The sequence below is a fragment of the Marinobacter excellens LAMA 842 genome (assembly GCF_001574445.1).
Lineage (GTDB): Bacteria > Pseudomonadota > Gammaproteobacteria > Pseudomonadales > Oleiphilaceae > Marinobacter > Marinobacter shengliensis.
In genome coordinates, this window is sequence record NZ_LOCO01000007.1 from 125,819 (window position 1) to 138,789 (window position 12,971).

A 12,971-nucleotide genomic window follows, 5' to 3' on the forward strand; every position below is an offset into this window, starting at 1 on the left:
TATAGGTCCACCCGTGGATTCGTGTTGAACACCTCTTAATTAAAACTCACCGTTTTCGTGACGCTGGGCAATCTCCTTGAACAAATCAAACAATCCATCCTGGAATAGCCATGGGTCGCCCATTTCAAACATTTGGCAATAAGCACCTTCAGGGAGCACAGTTGAATGCTCGATACGATTCAGGTTATCGAAGGAGTAGCCAGGGATAAACTCACCTCCGTAAGCCGCCCCACGGGTTACGCCGAGGGTTTCACCATCAACCGGCTCCTCTATGGTTATTGCCCCTCTTGGCACCGCATTGGGGTGATCCGGTGGCAGGAAAAAACGCCCCACCGTATCCACAAACCAGCGGGCACCAGCAATGGGGTATTCGTACTGGGAGCTGGCATACTTTCCATGCTTCCCATTTCGACCTTTCAGCCACTCTTTAATCACGATGATTAAATGCTGTTTGTATACAAAAAAGTGCCAAAGCTGAGGTGAGTGGGTACTCCGGGCATGGTCCAGGCTTTCTCCAACTTTGAGGTAGCCCTCCGGCGGCGCATCAGGATCAATAAACGGCCAGGGAGTAAGTCTGGGATACTTCATATCACTCTCCTTGGGGTTGCACTCAACCCCTAACTGCTGGGCAATCAGCCGGGGGCAAGTGTCGGAGGCTACGGTCAGAACTCCCCATTCTCATGCCGCTGGGCAATTTCCTTGAACAAATCAAACAATCCATCCTGGAACAGCCATGGGTCGCCCATTTTGAACATTTGGCAATAAGCACCTTCGGGCAGGAGTGTTGAATGTTCAATGCGATTCAGGTTATCGAAGGAGTAGCCGGGAATATGGTCACCGCCGTACCATGTCCCCCGGGTTACGCCGAGGGTTTCGCCATCAACCTCCCCTCGTACATTCAGCTTGCCCCGTGGCACCGCATTGGGATGATCCGGCGGCAGGAAAAAACGTTCCACCGTGTCCACGAACCAGCGGGCACCAGCGATGGGGTACTCGTATTGGCGAATGGCATACTCACCAGGCTCATCATCAAACTGAATCCACTCTTTCTTAACAATGATTAATCGGCCCTCATAAACAAAAAAATACCAAAGCTGAGGTGCATAGGTACTCCGGGCCTGATCCAAGCTTTCTCCAACTTTGAGATAACCTTCAGGTGGGTTTTCGGGATCAATAAAGGGCCAAGGAGGTAACTTGGAATATTTCATATCAATCTCCAAAATCTATAGGTGTTAAATCAATGAGCTCCACATAAGCCTCAGGACCACCCTGACCACCGTTGGTCATGGCATGGAAGGTTTGTGGATTTTTCTCTACCGTAAGCGTTTCCATGGCTCCGTGGACCACCTTCCCGTCCTGTGATAGCTCCGTGTGCTTGGTCAAACCGTTGCCCAAAAAGTGCTGATTGGCCCCTGTGTTGGTCTGAATATTAAAACGAGTTTCAAACTGCCGCAGTTGGACGGCATCAAGCCCTTGTCTAACTAAATAGGCATTTCGCCGGTCCACACTTTCCCACTCTGCACTCCCCATCCCCTCAACCAGCTTTTCATAGGTCGCCTGGTATTCAGGGGTCATAACCTTGTCCAACAGCTCGTCCTTATCGGCATAGCCATCCACATTGTTGCGGATATGGGCTTTGATGTTGTTAAAGGTTGGGATGATGGTTTCCGCATCCGCCACTTTAGCAGCCTTTTCCCGGTCAATAATCGCCAGCTTGTAGGTGGCCTTGGGGTTGTATTCAACCCCTAACTGCTGGGCAATCAGCCGGGGACAGGTGTCGGAGGCTTCGATCTGGTCTAGAGTGGTGGACCAGAAGCGGACCTGGCCGTTCTGGCCGTCAAGACGGCCCAGGGTGCCGTTCATGGAGCCAGACGGTTGCCGGTGGCCGTCTAAGTGCTGCTCTTCCACCAGACGGACAATGAAGTGGTCGTTGTCCAGACCTTCCCTTGCCAATATCAGCAGCTCTTCCTGAGTGTACTTGGGGGTGTAGCCGCCACGGGCAATCAGGCGGTGGCGAGCGGCGACCAGGGCCGCCTTGGCCCCCTCAAAGGTGGTGACGTTCAGCCGCCGGCTGCGGAAGTTCCGGGTTTCCACTTGCACGCCGTCTGGCCGGGGGCGGCAGGTGCTTTCGCATACCGTGTCGGTTTTCACGTTGTAGTGGTAGCGGGTCTGGTAGGTGATCTTTAATCGGGCCGCCAAGTTGCGCAGGGCTGTTGCCAATGGGGCCAGTTTACGGAGGTAGCGGGGTGCGGCCGAGGCTGCACTGGCCCCTGCAGCTGCACCCATCAGGATGGCCAGCACCAGTTCAAGCACCATACCACCGGCAAAATAGCTGATTTCGGTGCTGTCCTGGGCCTGGGCGAAGTCCACGGCAAAGCGACCGATCATGTCCCGGGATTCCGGATCAGCACTTATCAGACTGGCGACTTCATAGGCTTCAACCAGTTGTTCGCGGGTGATGGCGTCCGGGTCAAAGCCCAGGGCCTCCACCAGCGCCTGCTTGTTGGCCTCGTCGAACTGCTGTTTGAAGGTGTCTACCCAAGCCTGGTCTGAACCGTCCCGGGTCGCGGCCCAAGCGGACTGGAGAGCCCGGTTGTAGTAGCCCACGTGAGTCAAATTGAGAAGGGTCAGGTTGTTGGAGATAAGTCCAACTGCGCTGTCCCACAAGCCGACGAACCCGTGGGCAATATGGATACCCACATTGTGGGCCAGTGGCAATTTATCGGTGCTGGCTTGCCGGCGTGCGGCGTCGTCACGCTCCCGCTTTAGGATGCCATCCAACTGAACCTGGAGCTGACGGCGGAGGATATTGAGTTCTCCTGCGGGGGCCGGCTGGCCGAATCGGACATTGACCACCGGGTCTTTAAGCCCGGTGACCCGGGCCTTCCCTTCGCTGTCCAGGTGGCCTTCCTTATATGTATTCAGTCCTTCCACGACATAGGGGGCTTCTGCCACACCGGTGCCATCGGGCCAGCGGTAGTTCAGGTCCAGGGTTCGGAAGCCCGGATCCCGTTTCGGGCGCGGTGGTGCGGGCGAAGGCTGGTACGCCGGTTCAATAGCTGGTGCCAGGCTGTCACTCTGGACAGGGGCTGAGATGCCGACACCGGCCGTTCCACTCCAATGGTCGTTCAGCGCCCGGGTCAGCTGGGGCGGCAGGTTGCTGACCAGGGTTTCCGGCTCAGCACGACGATGGCGGAAGATGCCAGGGCTGGCACCGCTGGTGTCGAAAAGAACCAGTTCACCGCTAGCAAGCTGCTCAAGAACCTCGTTCCTTCGCTGTTTGGGATCAAGGTTCTCAATTTTGTATCTGGCAGTTGTGTAGGGGTTCAAGACTGCGCTGACGATATCCACTGCAGTCAGCGGGTGAACCAGGAATAGCCATTCATTCGGAGAATTTGGTAGGGCCGCCACTTCCGTGAGACGGTAACTCATGATCTCATGTCCTTGAGTCTGTGTAGGATCGGCCTCCTGGCCGATTAATCAGGCCGCTCAAAATAGCTAATAACAGAAGGGTTGGCAAGTCTCCCAGATGTATTCGGTGCTAGGACAATGGCTAAAGTGGAATGTCGAGCCGCTACGGTCGTGACACCATAATCAACCAGATAATCCGGATACTCGTTTTATGCCAAGACTGGCCACCAAGCATCGACATAGGCTGCGTGGTTGGCGAATGCCAGAAGCCACGCACAAAAAGACCAGCACACGACGCAGCCTGTCGCCCCCGTGACTAAACTGGAAGAACGGCGGCGCCAGAGGAGGGAGTACCGTGCGAGCAAGCACCTTTGCGAAACACCTAATGATTGCACTGGCCATAGCACTGCTTGTGCTGGCATCCGGCTGGCTGTCCGCACAGGAAAACTGCACCTACCGCAAAGACGCCCTGGGCAACATGCGCTACCAGTGCGACAGCGGCGAGCAAGGCACACTACGCAAAGACGCATTCGGCCACTGGAACGACAACCGAACCGGCAACCGTTACCGCAAAGACAGCCTTGGAAACTATCGGTCTTCTGATGGTGAAGAGGTGTGGCGGAAGGATTCGTTGGGGAACTGGCGGGACCGGGAGGGGCGGCGGTGCAGGGAGGATGCGTTGGGGAATTTGGTGTGTGAGTAGGTGATTGGACAAATAATCACTCCCTGGTAACCTGGCTAACAAAATAAGGCGCGAATTAGTAGTAAGGAAACCACCGCATGTCAGACACGCTGGGCTATTACGATGCCAATGCCGAAGCGTTTGTGGATTCAACTCTGGATGTATCGATGGATGACATTTATCGCGTCTTCCTCCCTCATGTGGCCGCCGGTGGCCACATACTTGATGCGGGTTGTGGCTCTGGCCGAGATGCATTGTATTTTCACGGTCATGGATATCGGGTTACCGCCTTTGATGCATCGCAGGCAATCACCGCGCTTGCTAGTCAGAAAACTGGGCTTCCGGTTGCGCATCGGTCGTTTCTGGATGTTGAAGAACTGAATGCCTACGACGGAATATGGGCCTGTGCCAGTTTGCTACATCTTCCCGCCAATGAAGTTCCGAGCGCTCTAACTCGCCTTTGGTCTGCTCTCAAACCCGGCGGCACTTTGTATGCCAGCTTCAAACTTGGTGAAGGTGAGCGCCAAAGTGGAGGGCGGCATTTTACGGATGCAAATGAAGAGTTGGCTGCGCAATGGTTTGAAGCCGTCGATAAGGATGTCGAACTAACTTTCTGGCGGACTCACGATCAGCGGCCCGAGCGTGATGAGCAATGGCTAAACATACTTGCTCATAAAGCACCAGCAGCGCATGACAGGCTGACTATCGGAGGCAAGCAGCATCATTTCTTGCCGAAACTGTGCCATGCGATACGCTCAGCAGGCCAAGTAGATATGGCAGTCGCATTTGTGAAAACGACGGGTTTGAATTTGTTGCTTCCGGATCTTCTGGATGTGATTCAGAAAGACCGGGAGCCTGCGCCGGCACGGGTGAGAATTCTAACCAGTGATTACCTCGATATCACTGATCCGGAAGCATTGCGCAAGCTATCCCTGCTGCAAGATCACGGTGCACAAGTTGCCGTATACGAGAGTAAAGGCAGTAGTTTCCATATGAAAGCCTACCTCTTTGCGGGGCATGGTGGTGCTCGCCAACATTGGGGAAGGGCGTTTATTGGTTCTAGTAATATCAGTCGGCAAGCGCTTCAGGATGGACTGGAGTGGAACTATCAAATCGACTATCCGCCAGAAACCGGCTATCTGGAGGCTGTAAACCGTTTCGAAGAAATTTTCCGGCACCCCAATGTTGTTCCGCTAACAGATCATTGGATCGACGAGTATGCGAAAAGGCGTATTCCTCCACCTCAGCCAGTAGCACCTGGTAGTGCTGAGCAGGAAGCCCCTCCAACACCTAATCAAGTGCAAAAGGCTGCGTTAAAGGCTCTGGACGAGACCAGGGGCGAGGGATACAAGCGAGGCCTGGTGGTTCTAGCTACCGGCCTTGGTAAAACGTGGTTATCAGCCTTTGATGCCAAGCAGTTGGGTGCGCGACGAATTTTGTTTGTGGCGCATAGAGAGGAAATTCTGTACCAAGCCGCCGAGACTTTTGTCCGAATAAAACCAGATAGTCGCGTTGGTTTTTATATGGGCAAGCAGCGGGATCATTCTGTCGATATCCTCTGCGCGTCCATCCAAACGCTAGGTAAAGAGTCCCACCTTGAGCGGTTTGCTCCTCAGCATTTTGATTACATTGTGGTTGATGAATTTCATCACGCAGCCGCCCCGACATACCACCGTCTCTTAAAGTATTTTGCGCCACAGTTTTTGTTGGGGCTGACAGCCACACCTGACCGAACGGACCGGTCCGACATTCTGTCACTTTGTGACGACAATCTGGTTTACGAGTACCCGTTATTCGATGGCGTAAGGGGCGATTTCCTTGTCCCATTTCATTACTACGGTATTTACGACGAAACCGTGGAGTACCAGGAAATTCCTTGGCGCAACGGGAAGTTCGATCCTGATTTACTCGCACATAAACTCGCTACTATGGGGCGTGCGCGCCATGCGTTGAGAGTTTGGAATCAGAATAAGCAAAGCCGCACACTGGCCTTCTGTGTGTCCCGCGCACATGCGGATTTTATGGCTCGCTATTTCCAAAAGAACAATGTCAGAGCCGTTGCCGTTCACGGTGATTCAGAAATGTCCCGAGGTGAAGCACTCGAGTTGCTGGAGTCGGGTGATCTCGATGTGATTTTCTCTGTGGACCTGTTTAACGAAGGCGTGGACCTTCCCGCGATTGACACGGTTTTGTTGCTCCGGCCAACCGAATCGAAGGTTTTATTTCTTCAGCAGATCGGCCGAGGCCTGCGTAAGAGTAATGGTAAAGATCGGCTTGTAGTTCTCGATTTTGTGGGGAACCACCAGAGCTTTCTCCACAAGCCCCAAGCCCTTATGGGGCAGTCGATGAACCAGCGTCAGCTTGCTGATTTTGCGAGAAAAGCAGAGCAGAATCGGCTGGAATTACCCGATGGCTGCTTCGTTAATTATGATCTGGAAGTGATTGAGTTCCTGAAAGGGCTGGATCAGAAGGGGGCAGAGAAAGACTATCAGGCGCTAAAGGATACGCTTGGGCGGAGGCCGACTCTCACTGAGTATTATCATTTCGGTGCCAACATAGCCCAGACGCGAAAACAGCATGGAAGTTGGTTTGGTCTGTTAAGGGATATGGACGACCTTTCTGATGAGGAAGTTGCGCTGTTGCTTGCTCATGAAGAATTTCTTGTGGAGGTTGAGAAAACCTCCATGGCGAAATCCTTCAAAATGGTTTTGCTCGAAGGGTTTCAGGCTTTAAGTGGCTGGGAAAAGGGAGTGGGCCTACCCGCGCTCGCAGCCGAGTCCTGGAGAATATTGAAGCGTCGTCCGCGATTATTTTCTGAACTGGCTGAGTCTGTGCGCCACCTTGATGGTGATGCTAGCGAGTGGCAGCGATATTGGAAAAAGAACCCGGTGGATCACTGGACGAATAAAACACCTGCCGTGTTCCATGTTGCGGATGGACAGTTCGAGCCAGCGTTCCAGATTAAAGCATCGTTGGTAACGATCTTCGAGTCGATGGTCCAAGAATTGGTCGATTATCGACTTGCATCTTATGAAGCCAGGCAAGGCTCCAAAGTGGAAGTCGATCAACAGAGCAATGTTGTGCCAATGCCGCGTGAAGGTACGGAGCTTCCATTTTTCCCAACCCTTAAGATTGCTTGTGGCCACTTCAGAAACAGCAGGGTTGATGCGATTGAGGATGTGGAATATCGGTCTCTGGGTAATGGCTACGGTCGATTAAACCCGGAGAAGCATTTCATCGCGAAAGCCTCTGGTAATTCCATGAATGGTGGCAAGAACCCCATTCACGATGGTGACTATCTACTTCTCGAGCAGATCAGCTCTGGAGCCGCAGGCAAGATCACCGATAACACGTTAGCGATCGAAAGAGTGGACGAGGCTGGCGATACCCAATACCTGCTTCGGACTGTTCGGAAGTCCGCTCAGGGTGAGTATATGCTGGAAGCTGCGAATCCAGACTATGACGACATCGTTGTTACCCCAGAGCTATTAGAGCAGTTCAGGACCTTCGCTAGGCTGAAAGAGGTGATCTCGCCTCTTGAGATGGCTCGTGGACAGGAATTGCTGAGAGAGGATATTCCAGCGCTTTTTGGAGCGGAATTTAACCCGGGGAACTGGCAGAGTGGTCATGTTTTTTTGAAGGAGGCTGGAGCCCACATTCTTTTGGTAACCCTCAATAAGCAGGGTAAGGCCAGCCAGCACCGCTATGTCGATCATTGGGTCGACGAAAGCACGTTCCACTGGCAAAGCCAGAATTCAACGACCCCGGAAAACAAGCGTGGCAGGGAACTCATCAATCACGAGAAGCTAGGGCTGACGGTGCACCTATTCGTTCGTGAGAATAAGCTTCGTAACGGCAAATCGGCACCGTTTACATACTTCGGTCCAGTTGAGTACAAAAGCCACACCGGTAGCGCGCCGATGAGCGTGCTGTTTCAACTTCCGAGTTGATTGAATGTAAGACTGGCTACTCCCGATTTGCTTTCTCCAAAAACGTATATACAATGTAAATATCTTCCAACCATAAGCTTCATCCTCACCAGGAGTATCCGCAGTGACTGATAGTCCCAAAAAGGTGAAACCGAAAAAGGTGAAGCCCAACAAGAAAGATAGCCAGCTGCTAATTCGGATCAGCAGCACCGAGCGCGAGCAGTTCATTGAGTTGTGTGAAGAGCTGGATACCAGCGCCGCTCGCGAAATCAGGCAGTTTATTCGTGGCTTTATCAAGCAGCATAAGCCCGAAAACTAGCCGCGATCATGCCCAGGAGGCAGTTATGTCCAAGAAAGCTGAGAAAAACCTGAAGAAAAAGATCAACGCCCGCAAAGCCAAGATCGAGAAGCACGAAGCCAAGATCAAGTCACTGAAGAAGAAGCTGAAGAAAGCTTCCTGATGCCGTATAGGGCCGCCTCAGCGGGGTGGCCCGTTTACCAATCTCCGTTTACCTGTTCCTCCAGCGTACGTTCCCGGATGTCGTCCTTCGCGCTCCAGCTCTTCCAATACCCGTGCCAGTTCCCGGGCAAGGCTTTACTGCGGAATAAGTCGCTTTCTACCGTATCCTTCACATGCCTGTGACTTTCTGTTAACGAACTTTGCGGCCGGTGTAATCGGAAAAATCCGGCTTTTGTGACCGGTGATTGTCGTCGGTCATGTAGGCGGAGGTCAGCACGAACTCTGCGGTGGCGCGGTTGCAGGCAACCGGGATGTTCCAAAGGGCGGCGATGCGCAGCAGGGCTTTGATGTCCGGGTCGTGGGGTTGGGGTTCCAGTGGGTCCCAGAAGAATACCAGTAGGTCGATTTCACCCTCGGCTATCTTGGCGCCGATTTGCTGGTCGCCACCCAGAGGGCCGCTCAGCAGGCTGTGCAGGTCGTCACGTTGCAGGCTTTCTTTGAGCAGGCGGCCGGTGGTGCCGGTGGCGTATAGACGCAGCGGCGCAAGGCGGGTGCGGTTTTCGTTCGCCCATTCAACCAGTTCTTTCTTTTTGTTGTCGTGCGCCACCAGGGCGACGGATGTTACGGCCATTGTGATGGTGTGCTCCTTTGCTGTGCCATGGAAGTGGCCAAGTGTTTCACAATCGGCAGGTTCGGGAAATAGGACAAATGTTGCGGGCAGCACAAGCTGGTGGGTGGGTCAATAGCCCCACTGTCGGTCATTGAAAAGGCGCTTGGGGCATGGGGTTTCACTGCCTTCGCCGATATGCTGGAGGTATAACAAGACAATTCGGAGTGTGATTGTGGAACAACAGGTGTACATAACCGGCGGTGCGAGTGGTATCGGCCTTCAACTGGCGCGCACGTACCTGGCTTCAGGCGCGGCGGTTACTCTGTTTGATATTCAGCCAACTGAACAGGCATTGAAGGCACTGGTCACCATTGCCGGACCAGACCGGATACGGGCGTTCGCCATGGACATAACCAGGCCGGACGAGGTGAGAGCAGCCTTCGCCCAGGCTGCTGAAGGTGGGCAACCCGATGTGGTGATTCATTGCGCGGGCATTGCAATTGCTGCGGATTTTGAGGCGATCGATGACGACGCCTATGCCCGGGTCATCAACATCAACCTGATTGGCTCTCGTAATGTGGTGGCGGGCGTACTGCCTCATATGGCCGCCGGTTCGCACCTGGTTCTCGTGGCTTCAATGGCGGGGTTGGTGGGCTGTTACGGCTACGCGGCTTACTGTGCGTCCAAATATGGTGTGGTTGGCTTGGCCGAGGTGTTGCGGATCGAACTGGCAACCAAGGGTGTTGATGTATCGGTGGTGTGCCCACCAGAGGTGGAAACCCCGATGGTAGAGGCCGAGCGCCTCAATCGCCCAAAGCAGACGGAAGCCCTGAAGCTGATGGCCGGCACTTTGCAGCTGGATGATGCCGTGGCACAGATCCGCAATGGCATCGACCGCCGACGCTTTATGATCATCCCCGGCTGGCGCGCCCGCAGCCTCTGGTTCACCAACAAACTCCTGCCCGGTTTCTTCACCCGAAAATTCGCCGACTTCCTGGTCAGCCGCTGAAATTGGGGTCAGACCCCAAGACATTTCGTTGGGTGAAATGTCCGGGGGTCTGACCTCAAAGGTTAGACCCCAAAGGTTATGGGATCAGTTCCAGTTCTTTGCGCATTTCCTCGGCGGTGGGTCGCAGTTGGGCGAGACCTTTTCGGGATCGACGTTCGCTCAGGTAGTAGAGGATCGGCGAGGCGATGAACACAGAGGAGCTGGTGCCGATCACGATGCCGAACAGCATGGGCAAGGCGAAGCTGGAGACGGCCGCGCCGCCGGCGATGCCCATGGGCAACAGTGCCAGGAAGGTGGTCACGGAGGTGAACACGGTTCGGGTGAGGGTGGAGGAGATGCTGCGGTTGAGCAATTCCAGCATGGGCATGTCCGGTGTTTGGCGCAGGTTTTCCCGGATGCGGTCGAACACCACCACTTTGTCATTCACCGAATAACCAATCAGCGCCAGCAAAGCGGCCACGGCGGTCAGGTTGAATTCGACACCGGCCAAGGCGAAGAAGCCGATGGTTTTGGTGAGGTCCAGGGCGATGGTGATGGTGGCGGCCAGGGCGAAGTGGGATTCAAATCGAATCCACAGGTAAGCCAGCATGCCCGCACCGGCCAACAGGATGGCCAGGATGGTGGCATCGCTGAAGCCGCCGCTGACTTTTGGGCCGACCACGTCCACTTTCGGGAAGCTGGCATCCGGTTGCAGGCGGGTGACGGCGGATTTCAGGGCGTCTACCGGGTGTGCCGCGCCTGTGTTGGAGCTGGCCTCCGCCGGCAGCCGGATCAGGAAATCACCGTCCTGGCCGAACTCCTGAATGGACGCAGCGCCCAGCTGCTGGCTTTGCAGGGTTGTTCGCAACTCATCTACGGAGACGGAAGGTGCGCGCACTTCCACCAGGGTGCCGCCGGTGAAGTCCACGCCGTAATCCAGGCCCGGTTGGATAAACAGGGCGATGGAGGCAATCGACAGAACACCAGACAGCACCAGGCCAAGCACTCGGCCTTTCATAAAGTTGACGCCCCGTTCGCTCAGGCGATCCAGCCAGGCAAAGCCTGCAATGGTGAGCGGCTCCCGCTCCCGGCCCTTGATCCACCATTCCATCACCAAGCGGTTGAAGGCCACGGCGGTGAACAGGGAGGTGAGCAAACCGATGCCGATGGTCACCGCGAACCCTTTTACCGGGCCGCTGCCGACCATAAACAGCAGGCTGACGGCAATCAGCGTGGTGATGTTGGAATCCAGAATGGTGCTGTAGGCACGCCCGAAGCCTTCCCGCAGAGCCATCCAGGCGACCTTGCCTTTGCGGGATTCCTCCCGGATGCGTTCGTTGATCAGGATGTTGGCATCGACCGCCATGCCAATGGTGAGGATGATGCCGGCAATGCCCGGCAGTGTCAGTGTGGCCCCGAGTATGCTGAGCAAACCCAGAACCAGGCCAATGTTCACCGCTAATCCCGCACAGGCGATCAACCCCCAGCGGCCGTAGATGCCAAGCATGAAAGCGATCACCAGGGCTGCGCCGAGCAGGCCGGTGCTCACCCCCATGGCGATGGCATCACTGCCGAGGTCTGGCCCTACCGTGCGTTCTTCAATGACGTGCAGGGGCGCGGGCAGGGCGCCGGCTCTCAGTAACAGGGCCAGATTGCTTGCTTCAGCGGTGGTGAAAGAACCGCTGATTTCGCCGCTGCCGCCGGCGATGACGCTGCGAATGACCGGTGCAGTGATGACATGGTTATCCAAAACAATGGCCAGTGGCCGGCCGATGTTCTGGCGGGTCATGTCGCCGAACAGGCGGGTGCCCTCGGAGTCGAGTTTGAAGTTGACCACCGGTTCGGTGGTGTCCTGATTGAAGGCCATTTGGGCATCGCTGATGTGTTCGCCCTGCATGGCTACCCGTTTCTCCAGCACATATTCCTGTTCGCCAGTGGCGTCGGTCAGCCGGAGAACGGCGGAGCGCCGGCTTTCATCCGGTTTTGCTACCCAATGGAAGGTCATCTGGGCGGTGGTGCCCAGCAGTTCCCGGATGTGGGCTGGATCGGCCACGCCGGGCATCTGCACCAGGATATGGTTTTTGCCCTGGCGGGTAATGCTGGGCTCCACCAGGCCGGTTTCGTCCAGGCGCCGGCGTACCACTTCCAGGCTGCGTTCTACGGCATCTTTGAGGAGCAGGTCTTCCGGTTGGCCCGGGTTGTTGGCGAGCAGTTCGGTGGCGTCAACTTCCAGCAGCAGGTGTGAGCCGCCTTGCAAGTCGAGCCCCAGGGCAAGGGTGTTCTCCAGGTACCAGTCCGGGAACTTGTCGGCCAGGTTAGCCGGCAACAGATTCGGCATCGCACTCAGTAGCCCGAGCACAATCACCAGGCCATACACGATAGCCCGTGAACGTAATGATTTCATCGGTAATCCTTGATAAACAGGGTCGCGGTCAGACAGGCGTTACGGCCGGTCTGCGTGATGTTCTGTACAGAGGATTAGGCGATGGGCGGTGCCCGCAGGGGCGGAGTGGTGAAATCAGCGAGGGACGCTGCTCGCTCGGTGCGGTAGTCGGCTGCAGGTACCGGAGAGCGGGACTGCGACCAGAGCACAGCGCCAAAAAGCCGGGCCAGGTGCTCCGGGGAATCAATGAGGGGCTCGTCTTCCGCTGAGCCGGTGTCTGCCACCGCCAACGCCGGGTTGTGGCTGGCAACAACCAGATGGTCCAGGTGATTGACAACAACCTTGCCCGCCGGGCTCGGCTGAGCGTGCGCTTGGGTGATCGAACAAAGAAGAACCAGCGCAAACACAGCCACGGCAAAGCCGGACACCATCCGGCGCCAGGGCGGTAACTGTGTTGCAAGGTTTCTGTTCATGGCAATGTTCCCGGGAGGTTTCTCCATTATTGGGG

At 55.5% G+C, this 12,971-nt stretch carries 10 protein-coding genes; 4 read left to right on the forward strand and 6 right to left on the reverse strand.

Going from position 1 to position 12,971, the window contains the following annotated elements; all coding sequences use genetic code 11:
- Positions 1–39: 39 nt before the first annotated feature.
- The 3 genes from J122_RS08655 to J122_RS08665 form a co-directional block, all read right to left on the reverse strand.
- Positions 40–588 carry a hypothetical protein gene (locus J122_RS08655; protein ID WP_061331874.1) on the reverse strand — a complete coding sequence of 183 codons (549 nt, stop codon included), beginning with the start codon at positions 586–588 and terminating at the stop codon, positions 40–42.
- Between the two features lie 74 nt (positions 589–662).
- A complete protein-coding gene (locus J122_RS08660; protein WP_061331875.1) occupies positions 663–1,208 on the reverse strand; it encodes a hypothetical protein in 546 nt (181 codons plus the stop codon).
- 1 nt (position 1,209) lies between these two features.
- The gene (locus tag J122_RS08665; RefSeq protein WP_061331876.1) at positions 1,210–3,432 is read right to left on the reverse strand and encodes a hypothetical protein; all 2,223 of its coding nucleotides are present in this window, start codon (positions 3,430–3,432) and stop codon (positions 1,210–1,212) included.
- A gap of 334 nt (positions 3,433–3,766) precedes the next feature.
- Here J122_RS08665 and J122_RS08670 point away from each other — a divergent pair, with 334 nt between their 5' ends.
- The 3 genes from J122_RS08670 to J122_RS08680 all read left to right on the forward strand — a co-directional run bounded on the left by J122_RS08670 (position 3,767) and on the right by J122_RS08680 (position 8,341).
- Complete coding sequence (locus J122_RS08670; RefSeq protein ID WP_197463827.1) at positions 3,767–4,114, forward strand: hypothetical protein; 348 nt, start codon at positions 3,767–3,769, stop codon at positions 4,112–4,114.
- A gap of 77 nt (positions 4,115–4,191) precedes the next feature.
- Positions 4,192–8,043, forward strand: a complete 3,852-nt coding sequence (locus J122_RS08675; RefSeq protein WP_061331878.1) for a DUF3427 domain-containing protein — start codon at positions 4,192–4,194, stop codon at positions 8,041–8,043.
- 103 nt (positions 8,044–8,146) lie between these two features.
- A complete protein-coding gene (locus tag J122_RS08680) occupies positions 8,147–8,341 on the forward strand; it encodes a hypothetical protein (protein ID WP_058090382.1) in 195 nt (64 codons plus the stop codon).
- Between the two features lie 331 nt (positions 8,342–8,672).
- Here J122_RS08680 and J122_RS08685 read toward each other — a convergent pair whose 3' ends face one another.
- The gene (locus J122_RS08685; RefSeq protein ID WP_058090384.1) at positions 8,673–9,113 is read right to left on the reverse strand and encodes a methylglyoxal synthase; all 441 of its coding nucleotides are present in this window, start codon (positions 9,111–9,113) and stop codon (positions 8,673–8,675) included.
- A gap of 211 nt (positions 9,114–9,324) precedes the next feature.
- On the opposite strand from J122_RS08685, the gene J122_RS08690 reads away from it, so the two are divergent.
- Positions 9,325–10,101 (forward strand): SDR family oxidoreductase, encoded by a 777-nt coding sequence (locus tag J122_RS08690; RefSeq protein WP_227510145.1) that lies wholly within the window; start codon positions 9,325–9,327, stop codon positions 10,099–10,101.
- 76 nt (positions 10,102–10,177) lie between these two features.
- Here J122_RS08690 and secD read toward each other — a convergent pair whose 3' ends face one another.
- Together secD and J122_RS08700 are read right to left on the reverse strand one after the other, a co-directional pair.
- A complete protein-coding gene (gene secD, locus J122_RS08695; protein WP_061331879.1) occupies positions 10,178–12,484 on the reverse strand; it encodes a protein translocase subunit SecD in 2,307 nt (768 codons plus the stop codon).
- Positions 12,485–12,558: 74 nt separating this feature from the next.
- Entirely contained in the window at positions 12,559–12,936 is a 378-nt protein-coding gene (locus J122_RS08700) for a hypothetical protein (protein WP_061331880.1), read from the reverse strand.
- Between the last annotated feature and the right edge of the window lie 35 nt (positions 12,937–12,971).